Source organism: Pseudomonas sp. TE36184 (genome assembly GCF_054060055.1).
Genome location: NZ_JBSSCU010000001.1, coordinates 569,076 through 588,836, shown reverse-complemented (window position 1 = coordinate 588,836; position 19,761 = coordinate 569,076). Strand labels below are relative to the sequence as shown.

Sequence of the window (19,761 nt, the reverse complement as noted above, 5' to 3'; positions counted from 1 at the left end):
CTATAAGGCCGCGCCCAAGAGCAAGAGCAGAACGAGTTCTATCTGATCCATGGAGATCAAAATGTGGGAGGGGGCTTGCCCCCGATAGCGGTGGATCAGTCATGCATGTAGTGACTGACACACTGCCATCGGGGGCAAGCCCCCTCCCACGTTTCTGACCGAGTTCGGCTTGCAGGATCAGGTTGGCTATAAGGCCGCGCCCAAGAGCAAGAGCAAGAGCAAGAGCAGAACGAGTTCTATCTGATCCATGGAGATCAAAATGTGGGAGGGGGCTTGCCCCCGATGGCGGTGGATCAGTCATGCATGTAGTGACTGACACACTGCCATCGGGGGCAAGCCCCCTCCCACATTTTTTGACCGCGTTGGGCTTTCAGGATCAGGTCGGCTATAAGGCCGCCGCGCGTTGGTTACTTCTCGGGTTGGCCATTACCGAAGAAACGCATCGCTACACCACCTAAACCTTAAACCGCGCCACCGTCTGATGCAGTTCCCCCGCCATCCCTGCCAGATCATGCCCCGCCGTTTCGGTATGCAAGGCCCCTTGCAATACCTGTTGCGACAGGTTCCGAATCCCCACCAGGTTGCGATCCACTTCCCGCGCCACCAGTGCCTGTTCTTCGGTGGCGCTGGCAATCATCAAGTTGCGCTCATTGATCTGCGAAATCGAGCGGGTGATTTCATCCAGCGCCTCCCCCGAGCGTTGCGCTACGCCCAAGGTCGCCTGTACCCGTTCGCTGCTGCTGTGCATGGCGGCCACGGCGTGTTCGGTGTCCTGGCGGATGTTGCCGATCATCTGCTCGATCTCCTGGGTCGAGGTCTGGGTACGATGGGCCAGGGCGCGCACTTCATCGGCGACCACCGCAAAACCGCGCCCGGCATCGCCGGCACGGGCCGCTTCGATCGCGGCGTTGAGAGCCAGCAGATTGGTCTGGTCGGCGATGCTGCGGATCACATCCAGCACGCCGCTGATGTCTTGCACGCGGCCGGCGAGTTGCTGGATGCGTTCGGAGGTTTCCACCACGCCGGTGGCCAGGGTGTTGATCGAGGCCACGGTTTCCTGCACCTGCGCCCGCCCAAGCTGGGCGGTCTGTTCCGACAGGCGCGAGGCTTCGCTGGTGCTCACCGCGTTGCGCGCGACTTCATCGACGGCGGCGGTCATTTCGTTCACCGCGGTGGCGGCCTGTTCGATTTCCTGGCCCTGCAACTGCAGGCTGCTGCTGGTCTGGCTGCTGACTGCGCTCAACTCTTCGGATGAACTGGCCACGCCATCCACCGAGGCGGCGATCTGCCGGACCATCTGGTTGAGGTTCTGCTGCATCTGGTGCAGGTTGCGCATCACGCTGCCGTCGGCACTGTTGCCCAGCGGCACCTCGATGGTCAGGTCGCCCTGGGCGATATGGCTGAGCACCCGCGCCACCTCGTCCGGCTCGCCGCCCAAAGGCCGGGTGACGCTGCGCGTGACGATCACGGCGGCCGCCACGACCAGGCTCACGCATAGCAGGAATAATCCGATCATCGTGCGGCGCGCATCGTCGTAGAGAATTTGCGCAGCCTGCTCGCGCTCGACGAACAGTCGGCCTTGCATGGCCATCAACGCATCGAGGCTCTTGAACACCTCAAGCTCGGCCGGCACCACCTGCTGTTTGAGCTGGGCCAGGCCCTGCTCGCGGGCGCCCTGCTTGATCAGCGCCTGCACCTGGGTAAAGGCCGCGACGTAGGTTTCCCGATGGGTTTTCAACGCGGCATAGGCCGCCTTGCCTTCGGCGGTATCGAACAGCGGCTCCAGGGTGGCGAACGCCTGGGTAATGCGCTGCCGGGTGGTACCAATGGCCTCTTGGGCCTGCTGGTTATCCTGGTCGATCAGCAGGTCGCGGGTGTTGCGCCCGTTATCGCGCACGCCGGTGGCGATCACCATGATCGGTGCGATTTTCGGCCAGTCCTGCTGCACGATCTGTTCGGACTGTTGCTTGAGGGTTGCCAGGTCGTGCAAGGCGTAAAACACCAAACCGACCAGAGCCAGCGGCGCAATCGCGAAGCCGATGACAATGCGTTGTGCCGTGGTTAACTGCGTCATTCTAAACATTCCTTGATGAATACCTGCCCGAAACGGGCAGCATCTTTAAAAATCCTGGGAGGGCGATCGGTCACCCTCGTAATACAAAAGCCGGAAACAACTCGCGCATGTGGCCCCACAACTCCGGCAATGCCATCTGTGCCGGGGCAATCGGCAGTTGTTCATCGAGCATACTTGCCGTGCGGACCATCTGCACGGCGAAGCGCTTGACACCACTGGCTTGCAAACGCTGGGCCAGGCGCAGCAGGCGCGACGTATCAATCAGATGCCAATGCACCGTGGTGCGGCACTCGTAGTCCACGCCACTGGCCAGCAAGGTCTCCAAACTGCGCCAATTGGCGACGCCGCTGCCTTTGACCTGGGTGACCAGTTGATAGTCCTCGACCAGGGCCTTCACATCGAAGCCCACCCAGTCGGCATGGCGCAGCGCATTGGCAAAGCCTGCCGGTTTGATCCCCGCACTGTGCAGGCCCACGCGAAAGCCCATGGCGCGTACCTCGTCCATCGCCGCTGGCAAACCTTCCTGCAAGGTCGGCTCACCGCCGCTGAACACCACTGCGTCCAACAGGTCCTGGCGGCGCTGCAAAAACAGCAAAACCCGGCGCCAATCGATCTCCGCGCTACCGCGCGGTGCAATCAGGTCCGGGTTATGGCAGTAACGACAGCGCCAGGCACAACCCTGGCAGAACAGCACACAAGCGAGCATGCCGGGGTAGTCGAGGGTGGTCAGGGGCACCATGCCCCCAACCCGTAGCATTCGACTCATTGGCGCCCGGCCGCGCAAGCCGCTTCGGTAAAGTGAACACGCTCCTTGTGTTCGGACTGTTTGCCGGGGTTGAACGCGGACACCGGCCGGTGGTAACCCATCACCCGGGTCCAGACTTCGCAGCGCTGACGTTGTGGCTGGGATGTTTGCATGGTGAATCTCCTTGCGGGTTGAAAAACAGGTTCAAGACTGGGCGGCAAGCGCGAGGATCTCATCGCACTTGGGGCAGAACTCGTGTTCGCCGGCGAGGTAGCCGTGTACCGGACAGATCGAGAAGGTCGGGGTCACGGTCAGGTACGGCAGGCGGAAACGCCCCAGCGCTTTGCGCACCAATTGCTTGCAGGCCTGCGCCGAGGAAATCTGTTCGGCCATATACAGGTGCAGCACGGTGCCGCCGGTGTATTTGCATTGCAGTTCGTCTTGCAGCTCGAGGGCTTCGAAGGGGTCTTCGGTGAAGCCCACCGGCAGTTGCGACGAGTTGGTGTAGTACGGCGCATCCAGGCTGCCGGCTTGCAGGATGTCCGGGTAGCGCTTGCGGTCTTCCTTGGCGAAGCGGTAGGTGGTGCCTTCCGCCGGTGTGGCTTCGAGGTTGTAGAGGTGACCGGTTTCTTCCTGGAAGCGCAGCAAGGTGGCGCGCACATGGTCGAGCAGGCGCAGGGCGAACGCGCGGCCTTCTTCGGTGTGCGTGCCCTGCGTGTCATCCGTGAAATTGCGCAGCATCTCGTGCATGCCGTTGAGGCCGATGGTGGAGAAGTGGTTGCGCAACGTCCCCAGGTAGCGCTTGGTGTAGGGGTACAACCCGGCGTCCATGTGGTGCTGGATCACCTTGCGCTTGACCTCCAGGCTTTCCATGGCCATTTCCATCAGGCTGTCCAGACGTTGCAGCAAGCCGCTGGTGTCGCCCTTGAACAGGTAACCGAGGCGCGCGCAGTTGATTGTCACCACGCCCAGCGAGCCGGTCTGCTCCGCCGAACCGAACAGCCCACCGCCGCGCTTGAGCAGCTCGCGCACGTCCAGTTGCAGGCGACAGCACATGGAGCGCACCTGGTTGGGTTGCATGTCCGAATTGAGGAAGTTCTGGAAATACGGCAGGCCATAGCGCGCGGTCATCTCGAACAGGCGGTCGGCGTTCTCGCTGTCCCAGGGGAAATCATGGGTGATGTTGTAGGTCGGAATCGGGAAGGTGAACACCCGCCCCTTGGCATCCCCGGCCTGCATCACTTCGATGTAGGCGCGGTTGATCAGCTCCATTTCCGTTTGCAGGTCGCCATAGGCAAACGGCATTTCCTTACCACCGATCACCGGCACCTGCTCGCGCAAGTCTTCCGGGCAGACCCAATCGAAGGTCAGGTTGGTGAATGGCGTCTGGGTGCCCCAGCGCGACGGCACGTTGAGGTTGTAGATGAACTCCTGCACCGCCTGACGCACCTCGGGGTAGCTCAACTGATCTTTGCGCACATAAGGCGCAAGATAGGTGTCGAACGAGCTGAACGCCTGGGCACCGGCCCATTCGTTTTGCAGGGTGCCGAGGAAGTTGACCATCTGCCCCAGGGCACTGCTCAAATGCTTGGGCGGCCCCGCTTCGACGCGACCCGGCACGCCATTGAGGCCTTCGTGCAGCAACGAACGCAGCGACCAACCGGCGCAGTAGCCGGCGAGCATGTCGAGGTCGTGGATATGCAGATCCGCCTCACGGTGTGCGCGGCCGATCTGCTGGCTGTAGACCTCGTCCAGCCAGTAATTGGCAGTGACCTTGCCCGACACGTTCAGCACCAGCCCGCCGAGGGAATACCCCTGGTTGGCATTGGCCTGCACACGCCAGTCTTCACGGTCGAGGTATTCGTTCATCGAGGTGGCGACTTCCACCAGGGTCTTGCGGTCGCGGCGCAAGCGACCGTGCTGTTCGCGGTAGACGATATACGCGCGCATCGACAGGAAGTAACCGGCATCCATCAACACCCGCTCGACGCTGTCCTGGATCTGCTCCACATCCAGCCGTTCGATGCCGCGCAGCCGCGCCAGTACCGCACCGAGCAACAGGTCGACCTCGGCCTCCCGATACTCGCCGGTGGCATTGCCGGCGGCGATCAGCGCCTGACGGATTTTTTCGGCGTCGAAGGCAACGAGGCTACCGTCGCGTTTGTGCAGGCGGTTACTGACCAGCGGGCTGAGCATGCTTTGCATTGGAAGGCTCCAGACACTACATATAGATTTAATAAATCTTTGAAACACAATATGCAGTGATATTACGGTCAAGCGTTTGGGCTGCCATTGATCAAGGTCAAGTCTGAACGAAGATCAAAATGTGGGAGGGGCGGTGCGACGATTCGGCTTGTTCCCGATAGCGGTGGATCAGTCATGCATGTATTGGCTGACACACTGCTATCGGGGGCAAGCCCCCTCCCACAGTAAGCCTCCTCCCACAGTAAGTTCCCTGCTACAGCAAGTCCCCTGCCACATTCAACCGCCGCTCATATTCATGAAGCGCACCACCTGCACCTCCCCTGCCCCGGTGAAATCATGGCGCAGCGGCTTACCCCGCAACCCCTTGTGCAACGCCTCGATCAACGGCGCGTCGTCCAACGGGTAACGCCGCAGCAAAGCGCGGAAGTCCACCGCGTTGTCCTGCCCCAGGCACAGCAGCAACTGCCCTTCGACGGTCATCCGCACGCGGTTGCAACTGCCGCAGAAGTTGTGGGAGTTGGGCGAGATAAAGCCGATACGCGTGCCCGGATGCCGCGCCAGGCGCACATAGCGCGCCGGGCCGCCGCTGTTTTCGGTGCTGTCGAGCAAGGCATGGTGACGGGCGATCACGCTGCGTACTTCATCACTGGCACAGAACGTCTCGCCGCGGGAGCGGCCCACGTCGCCCAGGGGCATTTCCTCGATAAAGCTGATGTCGATGCCTTGGTCGATCGCGTACTGCACCAGCGCCGGCACTTCATCGAAGTTGCGCCCTTTCATCACCACGCAATTGAGCTTGACCCGCTCGAACCCGGCCTCTCGCGCCGCCTCGATACCGTCCAGCACCTGGCGCAGATCACCGTTGCGGGTGATCGCGCGAAAGCGCTGCGCATCCAGGCTGTCGAGGCTGATGTTCATGCGCTTGACCCCGGCGTCCACCAGCGGCTGCGCGAGGCGCGCCAACTGCGAGCCGTTGCTGGTCATCACCAGTTCGCGCAAGCCCGGCAGTGCCGCGATATTGCGGCACAACCCGACAATGCCCGGGCGGATCAACGGCTCGCCGCCGGTCAAGCGGATCTTGCGCACGCCCTGGCCGACGAACAGCGCGGCCAGGCGTTCCAGCTCTTCCAGGGTCAGCACCTGCTGGCGCGGCAGGAACGTCATGTTTTTCGCCATGCAGTACACACAGCGGAAATCACAACGGTCGGTCACCGACAAGCGCAGGTAATCGATCGAACGGCCCACCCCATCCACCAGGCTCATGTCACTGCACCAGCGGCGAGTCGGCGCCCTGCAGCGCGATGCCACGAATGTCCGCCGCGCCGATCAGGGTTTGCAGGTACTGCACCAATGCCTTTTGCCACACGCCTTGCTGCAACTGGGTGCGGATCGCCACCGCCACCGCTTCATACGGCAGCGGTTGGCCTTCGATACGCTGATCGACATAGATCACATGCCAGCCATAACGACTCTCCAGCGGCTTGCCGGCCAGGCCCGGCGCGAGGGTGAACAACTGACGCTCCAGCTCGGGCACGGTCTGGCCCTTGCTCACCTGGCCCAGCGAACCGCCCTGGGCCTTGGACGGGCACGCCGAATACTGCAGGGCCAGCTCGGCGAATTGGCCGGGCTGCTCGTTCAGGTTCTGCAGCAGCACTTCCGCCTGGCCGTGCGCCAGATGGCGCGCCTCGGCGTCGTCCGGCGCGCATTCGAGCAGAATGTGCCGCACCGCCAGCAACGGCGCGCTGTGAAAGCGCCCGCGGTTGTTCTCGAAGTAGCGCACACAGGTGGCCTCGTCGCACTCAGGCACCTTGACCTCACGCTCGAGCAGCAAGCGCGTGGCGGCTTCTTCTTCGTTCTCGCCGGCGGCGATCTCCACCGCCAGGCCCAGCTCGGCGATCCGCTGCTGCAACAGCTCGCGGATCACCAGCGCACGGGCGGCCAGATACACCGCCTCCTCGCGGCTTTCGGCCGGGTGATATTGCAACTCCAGGGCCATGGCCTCCGGCGTGACGGGCACGCCGTTGACGCTGATGATCGGCCATTCCTGTTCACTGCTGGCGATCAACTCAGGCGCCTTCAGTTCCTCGAACAGAGCCGGGGCCGCAACCTCGGCCACCACCGGTTCTTTGACCGACGAGCCGCAACCGCCGCTGCCGCCATTACCGCCACCACATCCGCATCCAGTTGTCATGACGCTCTCCTCAATACTTCTGCCGCACGATTTGATAACGACGCCCCAGGTACCAGATCGGCGCGCTGACCATATGCACCAAGCGGGTAAACGGGAACAGCACGAACAGGGTCAAGCCCAGCGCCACATGCGCCTTGTAGATCAGGCTGACCGGCTCGATCGACGCCGCCGCGTCCACTGGCCGCAACAGCACCACGTTCTGCGCCCAGTCGGCGAGCATCACCATGACCGAACCGTCCATATGCCCGGTGGACGCGACGATGGTCAGCAAACCGAGCACCAACTGCGCGAGCAGCACCAGCAGGATCAGGATGTCCGACGGGCTCGACGTGGCCCGTACACGCGGGTCGCCCAGGCGGCGCTTGACCAGCATCAGCAAACCCACCAGGCACAGCAGGCCGAAGACGCCACCGGAGACCATCGCCAGCAACTGCTTGTGCTCAGTGCTGATCACATGGTGATAGACCGACGCCGGGGTCAGCAGGCCGACAAAGTGCCCGGCCAGCACGAACAGCACGCCAATGTGGAAGAAGTTGCTCGCCACGCGCATGCCACGGTTGTTGAGCATCTGGCTGGAGCCAGCCTTCCAGGTGTACTGCGACAGGTCGAACCGCGCCCAACTGCCCAACAGGCAGATCGCCAGGGCGACATAGGGGTACACCCCGAATACCAGCAAATTCCACTTAGACATTACCCACCTCCGTGGCCGGCACTGCGGCCTGCCCTTCTTGCTGAAAATCCACCCAGTGCAACGGCACCGCGCTTTCTTCGCGGGCTTTACCCGGTGCGCTGGGCATCGAGCTGCAACGGTCTTGTTGTTCGGCCTGCATAAAGTCCACCGCTTCCTCTTCCCAGATCTTGTCCAGGGCTTCGAGGGAGTCGTCACGCGGCTCGGCGGCGACCTGCGCGCGCAGTTCGGCCACGGCCTGGTGCGGCTCGGCACCCGAGATCTGCAGCAACGCACGGAAGCAACTGGCGTAGGCGCTCTCGCGCTCGTCCAGACGTGCGGCGAGCAGCGCCAGCAGGTGCGCCACATCCGCCAGGCCCTCGCGGGCCTCGATGTCTTCGCGGGTCGAAAGGAACTCCAGGTACAGCGGGATATAGTCCGGCAGCTCCTTGACGCCGATGGCAAACCCGGCCTCTTCGTACTGGGCCATCATGTCGACCATGGCCTGGCCACGGTCGCGGGACTCGCCGTGGACGTGTTCGAACAACAGCAACGACAGCGAGCGCCCACGGCCGAACAGCGCGCCGTAGTGTTCCTGGCCGTCCATCAGGTCATTGGCGCAGATCAGCTCGAGCAACTCGAACAACGCGCCGCGCTGCTTGGGGCTGATCTCCCGCGACTCGATGATCGCCTGTTCCAGTTCGTCGCGGCCGCTCACCAGGGTTTCGGTGGGGTAGTCCAGCAGCAACGAAATCACTTTGAGAATACGCATGCTCAGTCCTCCCAGATCTGTACGGTTTTCAACACGTCGCGACGGTTGGCCTTCTTGGCACCGAACATGTTGGTGTCGGAGCTGCCGCTGCAACCGCTGCCGAAGCTGAAGCCACAGCCGGAGCGTTCGGCGAACGCGTCGCTCATGGCGTCTTCACGGTGCGCGCTCGGCACCACAAAGCGGTCTTCGTAGTTGGCGATCGCCAGGTAGCGGTACATCTCTTCCACCTGTTCCACGCTCAGGCCGACGTCTTCGAGCACTTGCAGGTCCTGCACGCCGTCGACTTGCTGGGAGCGTTTGTAGGCACGCATCGCCAACAGGCGTTTGAGCGCACGCTTGACCGGTTTTTCATCGCCGGCAGTGAGCAGGTTGGCCAGGTAACGCAGCGGAATGCGCAGGCTGTCGACATCCGGGATCACCCCGTTCATGCCCACGGTGCCGGCGGCGGCAGCGTTCTGGATCGGCGACAGTGGCGGTACATACCAGACCATCGGCAAGGTGCGGTATTCCGGGTGCAGCGGCAGTGCGAGTTTCCAATCGACGGCCATTTTGTAGACCGGCGAGCGCTGGGCCGAGTCGATCACCGACTGCGGCACGCCATCGGCCAGGGCCTGGCGAATCACCGCCGGGTCATTCGGGTCGAGGAAGATTTCCAGCTGTTTCTCGTACAGGTCTTGCTCGTTGGCGGTGCTCGCCACTTCGCTGATGCGGTCGGCGTCGTAGAGCAGCACGCCGAGGTAGCGAATCCGGCCGACGCAGGTTTCAGCACACACGGTGGGCATGCCGGCTTCGATGCGCGGGTAGCAGAAGATGCACTTCTCGGATTTGCCGCTCTTCCAGTTGAAGTAGATCTTCTTGTACGGGCAGCCGCTGATGCACATGCGCCAGCCGCGGCACTTTTCCTGGTCGATCAGCACGATGCCGTCTTCTTCACGCTTGTAGATCGCACCGCTCGGGCACGAGGCCGCGCACGCCGGGTTGAGGCAGTGCTCGCACAGGCGCGGCAGGTACATCATGAAGGTGTTTTCGTACTCGCCATAAATGTCGGCCTGGATCTGGTCGAAGTTCTTGTCCTTGCGGCGCTTGGCGAACTCGGTGCCGAGGATTTCTTCCCAGTTCGGGCCCCACTCGATTTTCTGCATGCGCTTGCCGGACACCAGCGAGCGCGGACGCGCGGTCGGTTGGTGCTCGCCCAAAGGCGCGGTGTGCAGGTGCTGGTAGTCGAAGTCGAACGGCTCGTAGTAGTCGTCCAGGCTCGGCAGGTCAGGGTTGGCGAAAATGTTCGCCAACACGCGGAACTTGCCGCCGATGCGCGGGTTGATCGAGCCGTTGGCGTTGCGCACCCAGCCGCCCTTCCACTTGTCCTGGTTTTCCCATTCTTTCGGGTAACCGATGCCGGGCTTGGACTCGACGTTGTTGAACCAGGCGTATTCCATGCCTTCACGGCTGGTCCAGACGTTTTTGCAGGTGATGGAACAGGTGTGGCAGCCGATGCATTTGTCCAGGTTCAGAACCATGCCGATCTGTGAGCGAATCTTCATCTCAGTTCTCCTCGATATCAGTCGGCAATGGGCGCGGCAAGTCATCGCCGGTGGAACCATCGAGCCAGTCGACCTTGGCCATTTTGCGCACTACGACAAACTCGTCGCGGTTGCAACCGACCGTGCCATAGTAGTTGAAACCGTAGGCTTGCTGGGCATAGCCGCCGATCATGTGGGTCGGTTTGAGCACCACGCGGGTCACCGAGTTGTGGTGGCCGCCGCGGGTCTTGGTGGTTTCCGAACCCGGCACGTTCACGATGCGTTCCTGAGCGTGGTACATCATCACCATGCCTTCCTTGACGCGCTGGCTGACCACCGCACGGGCGGTCAGTGCGCCGTTGACGTTGAAGCACTCGATCCAGTCGTTGTCCTCGATCCCGGCGCGCTTGGCGTCGATCTCCGAGAGCCACACAATCGGCCCGCCGCGGCTCAAGGTGAGCATCAGCAAGTTGTCGCTGTAGGTGCTGTGGATGCCCCACTTCTGGTGCGGAGTGATCCAGTTCAGCACGATCTCGGTTTCGCCATTGCTGCGCTTGCCCTTCACGCCTTCGATGGTCTTGGTGTTGACCGGTGGCCGGTAGCTCATCAACTGCTCGCCGAACGCCTGCATCCACGGGTGATCCTGGTAGAACTGCTGGCGGCCGGTGATGGTGCGCCATGGGATGTTTTCATGGACGTTGGTGTAGCCGGCGTTGTAGCTCACGTGTTCGTCTTCCAGGCCGGACCAGGTCGGGCTGGAGATGATCTTGCGCGGCTGCGCCTGGATATCGCGGAAGCGGATCGCTTCATGGGCCTTGGAAATCGCCAGGTGGCTGTGGTCGATGCCGGTGAATTCCGACAGCGCGGCCCAGGCTTTCAAGGCCACCTTGCCGTTGGTTTCCGGGGCCAGGGACAGGATCACCTCGGCCGCGTCGATAGCGGTGTCGATTTTCGGCCGGCCATGGCTGATCCCGGCATCGTTTTCGTGATGGTTCAGTTCGCCGAGGAACTCGACTTCTTCATCAGTGTTCCAGTTGATGCCCTTGCCGCCGTTGCCGAGTTTTTCCAGCATCGGGCCCAGCGACGAGAACTGCTTGTAGATGTTCGGGTAGTCGCGTTCCACCACTGCGATGTTCGGCGCGTTTTTGCCGGGTACCGGGGCCACGCGTGCGCTTTTCCAGTCGGTGCCGCCAAACGGTTGGGCCAGTTCGCCGACGCTGTCGTGCATCAGCGGTACGGTGACCAGGTCTTGTTCCACACCCAGGTGACCGACCGACATGGCCGAGAACGCCTTGGCGATGCCTTTGTAGATTTCCCAGTCGGAACGCGATTCCCACGCCGGGTCGATAGCCGCCGACAACGGGTGGATGAACGGGTGCATGTCCGAGGTGTTCATGTCGTCTTTTTCGTACCAGGTGGCGGTCGGCAAGACGATGTCGGAATACACGCAGGTGGAGGACATGCGGAAGTCCAGCGTAGTCACCAGATCGAGCTTGCCGATGGCGCCGTCCTCGACCCATTCGGCCTCGGTGGGCTTGCATTCGGTGCTGTGGCCGATGTCTTCGTTCATCACGCCGTTCTTGGTGCCCAACAGGTACTTGAGCATGTACTCATGGCCCTTGCCCGACGAACCGAGCAGGTTGGAGCGCCAGATGAACATGTTGCGCGGGAAGTTCACCGGGCTGTCCGGCTGTTCGCAGGCAAAACGCAGGCTGCCGTCCTGCCAGGATTTGACCACGTAGTCTTTCGGCGTCATGCCGGCTGCGGCCGCCTCACGGCAGATGTGCAGCGGGTTGGTGTTGAGCTGCGGCGCGCTGGGCAACCAGCCGGCGCGTTCGGCGCGGATGTTGTAGTCCAGGGCGTGTTCGGGGAACTGCGACTTGTCGGCCAGAGGCGAGAGCACATCGTGCATGCTCATTTTCTCGTGGCGCCATTGCGAACTGTGGCCGTAGAAGAAGCTGGTGCCGTTCATCTGGCGCGGTGGGCGGTTCCAGTCCAGGCCGAAGGCCAGGGGCAGCCAGCCGCACTGCGGACGCAGTTTTTCCTGGCCGACGTAGTGGGCCCAGCCGCCGCCGGTCTGGCCGACGCAACCGCAGAGCATGAGCATGTTGATCAGCCCGCGGTAGTTCATGTCCATGTGGTACCAGTGATTCATCGCCGCGCCGACGATGATCATTGAGCGACCCTTGGTCTTGTCGGCGTTGTCGGCAAACTCACGGGCGATCTGGATGGCTTTCTCGCGGCTGACGCCGGTGATCGCTTCCTGCCACGCCGGGGTGCCCGGCACGCTGGCGTCGTCGTAGTCCTTGGCCACGTTGTGGCCGCCCAGGCCACGGTCGATGGCCAGGTTGGCCGCCGACAGGTCGAACACGGTCGCCACCTTGGCCACGCTGCCGTCGGCCAGGGTCACGTTGTGGACCGGCACGCGGCGGTACTGCACCGCCTCGCCAGCGACGTGCTGGAAATGCTCCTGGACTTCGCCGGCGAAGTACGGGAACGCCACTTCGGCGACGTCGTCACCGATCAGGCTGAGTTTCAGGTCGATCGCGCGGCCTTCACCGCCCTCTTTGGCGAGGATGTTCCACTTGCCCTTCTCGCCCCAGCGATAGCCGATGGAGCCTTGCGGCGAGACCAGTTCGCCGCTCTCGTCGAGGGCGATGGTTTTCCATTCCGGGTTGTTGTCCTGGCCGAGGTTGCCGGTGAGGTCCGAGGCGCGCAGGAAGCGGTCCGGCTGGAAGCCTGCGCCGGGAGCGAAACCGGTCATGGGCTTGAGCATCACCAGCACCGGCAAGTCGGTGAAGCGCTTGGCGTAGTCGGTGAAGTAGGCGCTCGGCTTGTCCAGGTGAAATTCTTTGAAGATCACATGGTTGAAAGCCTGGGCCAACGCGGCGTCGGTGCCCTGCTTGGGGTTGAGCCACAGGTCGGTGAGCTTGGCCACTTCCGAATAGTCGGGGGTGATCGCCACGGTCTTGGTGCCCTTGTAGCGCACCTCGGTGAAGAAGTGCGCGTCCGGGGTACGGGTCTGCGGGACGTTGGAACCCCAGGCGATGATGTAGTTGGAGTTGTACCAGTCGGCCGATTCCGGCACGTCGGTCTGCTCGCCCCACACCATCGGCGAGGCCGGTGGCAGGTCGCAGTACCAGTCGTAGAAGCTCAGGCACACGCCGCCGATCAGCGACAGGTAACGCGAACCCGCCGCGTAGCTGACCATCGACATGGCCGGGATCGGCGAGAAGCCGACGATGCGGTCCGGGCCGTATTGTTTGATGGTGTAGACGTTGGAGGCGGCGATGATTTCATTCACCTCCTCCCAGTTCGAGCGAATGAAACCGCCCATGCCGCGCTTGCTCTTGTAGGAGTCGGCCTTGGCCTTGTCCTCGACAATGCTCGCCCAGGCTTCCACCGGCGCCAGGGTCTGGCGCGCTTCACGCCACAGCTTGAGCAGCGGCTTGCGGATCTTCGGGTACTTGAGCCGGTTGGCGCTGTAGATGTACCAGCTGTAGCTCGCACCGCGCGGGCAGCCACGGGGTTCGTGGTTGGGCAGGTCGTTGCGGGTGCGCGGGTAGTCGGTCTGCTGGGTTTCCCAGGTGATCAGGCCGTTCTTCACGTAGATCTTCCACGAGCAGGAGCCGGTGCAGTTCACGCCATGGGTGGAACGCACGATCTTGTCGTACTGCCAGCGCGAACGGTAGACGTTTTCCCAGTCGCGGGACTCTTTACGGGTCTCGCCGTGGCCGTCGGAAAATTCGTTTTGTTTGCGGTTGAAGAACCGCAGTTGATCCAACAAGTGACTCATGGTGCTTTCCTCATCAGGCGTGCTGCGGGGTGCGTTGCCCCGCGAATTCAGGTCGGACTAGCAGGGAGTGGCGCAACCTTTGCGGGCATACCACCACCAGGTCACGACAATGCAGCTCAGGTAGAAACCGACAAACATGTAGAAGGCCATCGCCGGGCTACCGGTGGCGGCCATGGAGGTGCCGAAGGACTTGGGAATGAAGAACGCACCGAAGGCGCCCATGGCCGAACTGAACCCCAGTACGGCGGCGGATTCCTTGCCGGCATTCTTGATGGCCTGCTCGCGCTCGGCGGCGGATTTACCGGCGCTGGCTTTCTCGTGCTGGGTGCGGAAGATCACCGGGATCATGCGGAAGGTGGAGCCGTTGCCCACGCCTGTGGTGATGAACAGCAACATGAACAGGCCGAGGAAGCCGTAGAAGTTGCCGCCCTGGCCGTTCTGCGGCAGGAAGTGCAGCACGCCGAATACCATCACGATCATCAGCACGAAGTTCCACAGGGTCACCCGCGCGCCGCCCAGTTTGTCCGCCAGCCAGCCGCCCAGTGGGCGCACCAGAGCGCCAACCAGCGGGCCGAGGAAGGCAAACTTCAACGCTACTACGTCCGGAAACGAGGTTTTGATCAGCAGCGGGAACGCCGCCGAAAAGCCGATGAACGAACCGAAGGTCGCCAGGTACAACCAGCACATCAGCCAGTTGTGCTTGCGTTTGAAGATCACCGCCTGCTCGCTGAACGAAGCGCGGGCGCTGGACAGGTCATTCATGCCGAACCAGGCCGCCACGGTGACGGTGAGGATGAACGGCACCCAGATGAACCCGGCGTTCTGCAGCCACAGCTGGCTACCGTCGGGCAGGGTTTGCGCTTGCCCGCCGACCATGCCGAACACCCCGAAGGTGATCACCAGCGGCACGCAGAACTGCATCACCGACACGCCCAGGTTACCGAGGCCGGCGTTCAGGCCCAGGGCCGTGCCTTGCTGCGACTTAGGGTAGAAGAAGCTGATGTTGGACATGCTGGAGGCGAAGTTGCCGCCGCCGAAGCCGCACAACAAGGCGATCAGCACGAACACGCTGTAAGGGGTGTTGGGGTCTTGCACCGCGAAGCCCATCCACAGCGCCGGCAGCAACAGCGACGCGGTGCTCAGGGCAGTCCAGCGGCGCCCGCCGAAGATCGGCACCATGAACGAATAGAACACCCGCAAGGTCGCGCCGGACAGGCCGGGCAACGCCGCCAGCCAGAACAGCTGGTCGGTGGTGAAGCTGAAGCCGATGGCGTTGAGGCGCACGATCACCGTGCTCCACACCATCCACACGGCGAAGGCCAGCAGCAGCGCGGGAATCGAGATCCACAGGTTGCGGGTAGCGGTTTTTTTGCCGCTGGCCCCCCAGAACGCGGGGTCCTCGGGGCGCCAGTCGTGAATCACCGGGCCCGAATCGGGCTTTTGCGCGATGGACATGTTCATTCTCCTTGGAGACGTTGGGCGGTGTTGCCCAGCAGCGGTTGTTTGCGGATTTCGCTGAGGTACATCCAGGTCAGGGACACCCAGACCACGCCGTACATCAACATGAAGCAGGACGAGCGCACGCCGGTGAGGTCCACCAGGGCGCCAAACAGAATCGGCAGCACAAAGCCCCCCAGGCCACCGGCCAGGCCGACGATGCCGGACACCGCGCCCATGTTCTGCGGGTAGTCATTGGCGATGTACTTGAACACCGAGGCTTTGCCGAACGCGAAGGCGATGCCCATCACGAACAGCAGCACGGTGAACAGGGTGGGGTTGAGGCCGATGTGCAAATCCAGGGGACCGTTGACGGTCTGCACCTGCAATTGAGTCTGCGGGTAGCTGAGCAGGAACAGGCAGACCCAGCTCACCCACAACACCCACCAGGTCACGCTCTGGGCGCCCCAGCGGTCGGACATCCAACCGCCGACCGCGCGCAGCACACCGCCGGGCAGGGAGAAACAGGCGGCCAGCAGCGCCGCGCTTTGCAGGCTGAAACCGTATTCCTGTACGTAGTACTTGGTCATCCACAATGCCAGGCCGACGTAGCCGCCGAAGACAATCGAGTAGTACTGGCAGTAGCGCCACACGGCCGGGTCTTTCAGGCACCGCAGTTGCTCGCGCAAGGTGGCGCCGCCGGCACTGCGGTGGGCCTTGTTCTCGCTGGTGAGGAACCAGAACAACAGCGCGGTGATGAACAAGATTGCGCCGAACACCTTGGGCACCAGGTGCCAGGTGCCGAGGGCGATCAGCGCCGGGGCGAGGAACTTGGTGACCGCGGCCCCGGCGTTACCGGCGCCGAACACGCCCATGGCGAAGCCCTGGTTGTCCTTGTCGAACCACTTGGCGACGTAGGCGATGCCCACCGAGAACGAACCACCGGCCAGGCCGACAAACAGGCCCAGCACCAGGAACTGCCAATAGGCAGTGGCGTAGGTGATCAGGTACAGCGGCAGCACGCAGGCGAGCATCAACAGGAAGAACACGATGCGCCCGCCGAAGCGGTCAGTCAGCAAGCCCAGGGGCAGGCGCACCAGGGAACCGGTCAAGACCGGCGTGGCGGCCAGCAGGCCGAACTGGGTTTCGTTGAGTTGCAGCAGCTCTTTGATGGGCACGCCCAACACGGCGAACATCATCCACACCATAAAGCAGACGGTGAAGGCCAGCGTGCTCATGCCCAGCACCAAGCCTTGTCTTATACGGGGTTGAGTCACGGTATGCGCTCCAAAAGGTGATTTCATGAGCGCAGGTTAGGGGCGACACCCCCTTGGAACTTGACGCAGATCAACGTCGGCCAGGGGGGTATAAGGCTATGCTGATCCCATATACCTCTAAGGAGGTAGTCCCTATAACAAGAGAAAGTCTTTATTTATCAATGGATTGATCTCTTGTGCCGGCGTTTTCCCGTGGGAGGGTTTGCCGGCAACTCTTTAGAGGTAGTGCGCCAGGGATCGCCGTTTTCCAGCTCGTTTTTCCTTTTCAGGTGCCGCCATGCAGGCTTTCTCCCCCCTCCGACTACGCCGTGATGTTTAACTGGCTACGCAGCTCCCTGCCCGCACGCGCCGGCTTGGCTGTAATCCTGATCGCTATCCTGGCCCTTGCCAGTTCCTTGAGTGCGGGGCTGATCGCCTGGTTCAGCCAGGGCGACGCCGCCGCAATCAACACCGCCGGCTCCGTGCGTATGGAGACCTACCACCTCAGTTGGCGGCTCGCCGCCGCCGCGCCGGCCGAAGAGATCGACACCATCACCCAGAGCCTGCAAAGGCGCCTCGACAGCGACTCGCTCAAGGCGGTGCTGGAAGACGGCCCGAACAGCGCCCTGCTGCAGAGCTACCAACAGATCCAGCAACGCTGGAACGACGAGCTGCGCCCGGCCCTGACGCGCGGTGATACGGCGCAATTCCAGGCCAGCGCGCCGACATTCGTCGAGCAAATGAATCAATTCGTCAGCCTGTTGCAGCAACAGAGCGAACGCAAACAAAGCTGGCAGCAAGGCATCCAGGGCCTGGCGCTGTTCAGCACGTTGATCATCCTGTTGATCGGCCTGTATGAATTGCAATACGGCGTGGTCAACCCTTTGCAGGAACTGGTACAGGCCACCCGGCGCTTTCGCGACGGCGACTTCAAGACCCGGGTCAACCACCGTTCCGACGATGAGCTGGGGCAACTGGCCCTGAGCTTCAACACCATGGCCGAGACCATCGAGGCGTCCCACCGCACCCTGGAAAGCCAGGTGCGCCTCAAGACCCTCAACCTGCAACAAGCCAACGCCGCACTCGAGCTGCTGTACCAGAGCAGCAGCAGCCTGGCCACGCGCCTGGCCAATGCCGAGGGCCTGGACGAATTGATCCGGCGCTTCCAGAAACGCCTGCCGGGGTTGCGCCTGTCGTTGTGCCTGCAAGGCCACTTCCTCGCACCGGCCCAGCAGATGCTCGCCTTGCACGGCGGCGACAGCCGTAACATCTGCGCCATCGGCGATTGCGCGAGCTGCCATAAACACAAAGTGGCGCCGCCGCAGATATTCAGCATCAGCAACCAGGGCTCGGAACTGGGCGAACTCAAGGCCCACTTCGACGATGGCCACCCTCCGCAAGACTGGGAAAAGCAATTGATCCAGGCCCTGGCCAACCTGATCGGCACTTCGCTGTCGCTCAAACGCCAGCGCGAACAGGACCATCGTTTGCTGCTGCTCGACGAGCGCACCATCATCGCCCGGGAACTGCACGACTCCCTGGCGCAGGCGCTGTCGTACATGAAGCTGCAAGTCAGCCGCATGCAAACCCTGATCCGCCGGGGCGAACCCGTGGAAACCCTGGCCACCGTCACCGCCGAACTGCGCGACGGCCTGAACAACGCCTACCGTCAACTGCGCGAGCTGCTGACCACCTTCCGCCTGCAAATCCACGATGCCGGGTTGGTACAGGAGCTATCGGAAACCGCCGAAGAGTTCTCCCGGCGCGGCGAATTCCAGGTCCACCTGCACGTCGACGCCCTCGCCTTCCAATTGTCGGCCAGCGAACAGATCCACTTGCTGCAGATCACCCGCGAAGCCCTGTCCAACTGCCTGCGCCACGCCCATGCGCAAAACGCCTGGCTGCAACTGCGCCAGGAGGGCGAGACCGTGAGCCTGAGCATCGAGGACGACGGCCGTGGCTTTTGCGGCGCCGTCGACCAACGCGAACACCACGGCCTGACCATCATGGACGAACGCGCGCGCAGCCTGCACGGCCAACTCGACATCAGCCCCCGCGAGCCCCAGGGCACGCGGGTGCATTTACGTTTTCAACCGGAATTTCTCGGGCAACCTCTACAAGGTAACCTCCCATGAGCACACTCCCCCGCCACCGCATTTTGCTGGTCGACGATCACCCGATGATGCGCCATGGCATGCGTCAGATACTCGAACTCGAAGACGATCTGCAGGTGGTCGGCGAAGCCGGCAATGGCCAGGAAGCCCTGGACCAGATCGAAACCCTGCAACCGGACCTGGTGCTGCTGGACAACAACATGCCGCAGATGAACGGCCTGGAAACCCTGCGCCGCCTGCGCGCCATGAACTATGCGGGCAAGGTGCTGCTGTTTACCGTGTCCGATGCCGAGGATGACATTCGCGATGCACTGCGCCTGGATGCCAACGGGTATCTGCTCAAAGACATGGAGCCGGAGTTGGTGGTGGAGTTCATCCGTGATGCGTTGCACGGAGCGCTGGTGATCAGCCCCGGGTTGACGCGGGTGCTGGCCCAGGCACTGCGCTCGCCGCAACCCCATGCGGCGGTGGACTTGACGGAGCGGGAACGGCAGGTGCTGCGCACGATTGCCAGTGGCTACAGCAATAAGGTGATCGGGCATAAGTTGGGGATTACCGAAGGGACGGTGAAGGTGCATGTGAAGAATCTGCTGCATAAGTTGGGGTTGCGGTCACGGGTGGAGGCGGCGGTTTGGGCGATGGAGCACTTGCGGCAGGCGGGTTGATGGTTTTTCGGGGGGTTGGGTACATATCCGTTTCTTCGGTAGCGGCGGCTGGTGGCTCCGCTCTTGCCCCAACACTCGGCACCTCACTAATGCTCGGGCAAGGGCAAGAACAGATCAAAAGCAGAGCAAGGTCTATCTGACCCATAGAGATCCAAATGTGGGAGGGGGCTTGCCCCCGATAGCAGTGTGTCAGCCACTACATGCATGACTGATCCACCGCCATCGGGGGCAAGCCCCCTCCCACATTAAGGCCGCCTCTCTAACCCAAGCTGACCGAACGTGGGAAGAGGTACCCCCTTCGAGGCATATCCCCAAACCC

At 62.5% G+C, this 19,761-nt stretch carries 14 protein-coding genes; 2 read left to right on the top strand and 12 right to left on the bottom strand.

Annotated features, from left to right (window positions below):
- Window positions 1-454 precede the first annotated feature (454 nt).
- The 12 genes from ACVWZP_RS02765 to ACVWZP_RS02710 form a co-directional block, all read right to left on the bottom strand.
- A complete protein-coding gene (locus tag ACVWZP_RS02765; protein ID WP_046383089.1) occupies window positions 455-2,074 on the bottom strand; it encodes a methyl-accepting chemotaxis protein in 1,620 nt (539 codons plus the stop codon).
- Between the two features lie 70 nt (window positions 2,075-2,144).
- The gene (locus ACVWZP_RS02760) at window positions 2,145-2,840 is read right to left on the bottom strand and encodes an anaerobic ribonucleoside-triphosphate reductase activating protein (RefSeq protein WP_193388125.1); all 696 of its coding nucleotides are present in this window, start codon (window positions 2,838-2,840) and stop codon (window positions 2,145-2,147) included.
- Window positions 2,837-2,992 carry an anaerobic ribonucleoside-triphosphate reductase gene (nrdD, locus tag ACVWZP_RS02755; RefSeq protein ID WP_017849317.1) on the bottom strand — a complete coding sequence of 52 codons (156 nt, stop codon included), beginning with the start codon at window positions 2,990-2,992 and terminating at the stop codon, window positions 2,837-2,839. The genes ACVWZP_RS02760 and nrdD overlap by 4 nt, the downstream gene beginning before the upstream one ends.
- A gap of 31 nt (window positions 2,993-3,023) precedes the next feature.
- On the bottom strand, window positions 3,024-5,024 hold the full coding sequence (locus ACVWZP_RS02750) for a ribonucleoside triphosphate reductase (RefSeq protein WP_057006084.1): 2,001 nt from the start codon (window positions 5,022-5,024) through the stop codon (window positions 3,024-3,026).
- A 276-nt stretch (window positions 5,025-5,300) separates the two neighbouring features.
- A complete protein-coding gene (gene moaA, locus ACVWZP_RS02745; RefSeq protein ID WP_017849319.1) occupies window positions 5,301-6,287 on the bottom strand; it encodes a GTP 3',8-cyclase MoaA in 987 nt (328 codons plus the stop codon).
- A gap of 1 nt (window position 6,288) precedes the next feature.
- On the bottom strand, window positions 6,289-7,215 hold the full coding sequence (locus ACVWZP_RS02740; RefSeq protein WP_046383086.1) for a peptidylprolyl isomerase: 927 nt from the start codon (window positions 7,213-7,215) through the stop codon (window positions 6,289-6,291).
- Between the two features lie 10 nt (window positions 7,216-7,225).
- Complete coding sequence (gene narI / locus ACVWZP_RS02735; protein WP_017849321.1) at window positions 7,226-7,906, bottom strand: respiratory nitrate reductase subunit gamma; 681 nt, start codon at window positions 7,904-7,906, stop codon at window positions 7,226-7,228.
- Window positions 7,899-8,654 (bottom strand): nitrate reductase molybdenum cofactor assembly chaperone, encoded by a 756-nt coding sequence (gene narJ, locus ACVWZP_RS02730; RefSeq protein ID WP_046383085.1) that lies wholly within the window; start codon window positions 8,652-8,654, stop codon window positions 7,899-7,901. The genes narI and narJ overlap by 8 nt, the downstream gene beginning before the upstream one ends.
- Window positions 8,655-8,656: 2 nt before the next feature.
- Window positions 8,657-10,195: a nitrate reductase subunit beta gene (gene narH / locus ACVWZP_RS02725; protein ID WP_017849323.1), complete on the bottom strand. Its 1,539-nt coding sequence runs from the start codon at window positions 10,193-10,195 to the stop codon at window positions 8,657-8,659.
- A 1-nt stretch (window position 10,196) separates the two neighbouring features.
- The gene (locus tag ACVWZP_RS02720; protein WP_017849324.1) at window positions 10,197-13,970 is read right to left on the bottom strand and encodes a nitrate reductase subunit alpha; all 3,774 of its coding nucleotides are present in this window, start codon (window positions 13,968-13,970) and stop codon (window positions 10,197-10,199) included.
- 57 nt (window positions 13,971-14,027) lie between these two features.
- Window positions 14,028-15,425, bottom strand: coding sequence for a NarK family nitrate/nitrite MFS transporter (locus ACVWZP_RS02715; protein WP_046383084.1), 1,398 nt, complete (start codon window positions 15,423-15,425; stop codon window positions 14,028-14,030).
- Between the two features lie 2 nt (window positions 15,426-15,427).
- Complete coding sequence (locus ACVWZP_RS02710; protein WP_017849326.1) at window positions 15,428-16,645, bottom strand: MFS transporter; 1,218 nt, start codon at window positions 16,643-16,645, stop codon at window positions 15,428-15,430.
- Between the two features lie 350 nt (window positions 16,646-16,995).
- On the opposite strand from ACVWZP_RS02710, the gene ACVWZP_RS02705 reads away from it, so the two are divergent.
- Window positions 16,996-18,798, top strand: coding sequence for a HAMP domain-containing protein (locus ACVWZP_RS02705; RefSeq protein WP_128192647.1), 1,803 nt, complete (start codon window positions 16,996-16,998; stop codon window positions 18,796-18,798).
- Window positions 18,795-19,442 (top strand): two-component system response regulator NarL, encoded by a 648-nt coding sequence (gene narL, locus ACVWZP_RS02700; RefSeq protein WP_017849328.1) that lies wholly within the window; start codon window positions 18,795-18,797, stop codon window positions 19,440-19,442. Before ACVWZP_RS02705 ends, narL begins: the two co-directional genes overlap by 4 nt.
- The last annotated feature ends 319 nt before the right edge of the window (window positions 19,443-19,761 follow it).

Excerpts from the sequence above, each read along its gene's own strand:
- ACVWZP_RS02710 (WP_017849326.1), bottom strand. The coding sequence starts at position 16,645 with ATGAGCACGCTGGCCTTCACCGTCTGCTTTATGGTGTGGATGATGTTC.
- narH (WP_017849323.1), bottom strand. The coding sequence starts at position 10,195 with ATGAAGATTCGCTCACAGATCGGCATGGTTCTGAACCTGGACAAATGC.
- ACVWZP_RS02705 (WP_128192647.1), top strand. The coding sequence starts at position 16,996 with ATGTTTAACTGGCTACGCAGCTCCCTGCCCGCACGCGCCGGCTTGGCT.
- ACVWZP_RS02765 (WP_046383089.1), bottom strand. The coding sequence starts at position 2,074 with ATGACGCAGTTAACCACGGCACAACGCATTGTCATCGGCTTCGCGATT.
- ACVWZP_RS02760 (WP_193388125.1), bottom strand. The coding sequence starts at position 2,840 with ATGAGTCGAATGCTACGGGTTGGGGGCATGGTGCCCCTGACCACCCTC.
- narJ (WP_046383085.1), bottom strand. The coding sequence starts at position 8,654 with ATGCGTATTCTCAAAGTGATTTCGTTGCTGCTGGACTACCCCACCGAA.
- moaA (WP_017849319.1), bottom strand. The coding sequence starts at position 6,287 with ATGAGCCTGGTGGATGGGGTGGGCCGTTCGATCGATTACCTGCGCTTG.
- narL (WP_017849328.1), top strand. The coding sequence starts at position 18,795 with ATGAGCACACTCCCCCGCCACCGCATTTTGCTGGTCGACGATCACCCG.
- ACVWZP_RS02740 (WP_046383086.1), bottom strand. The coding sequence starts at position 7,215 with ATGACAACTGGATGCGGATGTGGTGGCGGTAATGGCGGCAGCGGCGGT.
- ACVWZP_RS02750 (WP_057006084.1), bottom strand. The coding sequence starts at position 5,024 with ATGCAAAGCATGCTCAGCCCGCTGGTCAGTAACCGCCTGCACAAACGC.
- ACVWZP_RS02720 (WP_017849324.1), bottom strand. The coding sequence starts at position 13,970 with ATGAGTCACTTGTTGGATCAACTGCGGTTCTTCAACCGCAAACAAAAC.
- narI (WP_017849321.1), bottom strand. The coding sequence starts at position 7,906 with ATGTCTAAGTGGAATTTGCTGGTATTCGGGGTGTACCCCTATGTCGCC.
- ACVWZP_RS02715 (WP_046383084.1), bottom strand. The coding sequence starts at position 15,425 with ATGTCCATCGCGCAAAAGCCCGATTCGGGCCCGGTGATTCACGACTGG.
- nrdD (WP_017849317.1), bottom strand. The coding sequence starts at position 2,992 with ATGCAAACATCCCAGCCACAACGTCAGCGCTGCGAAGTCTGGACCCGG.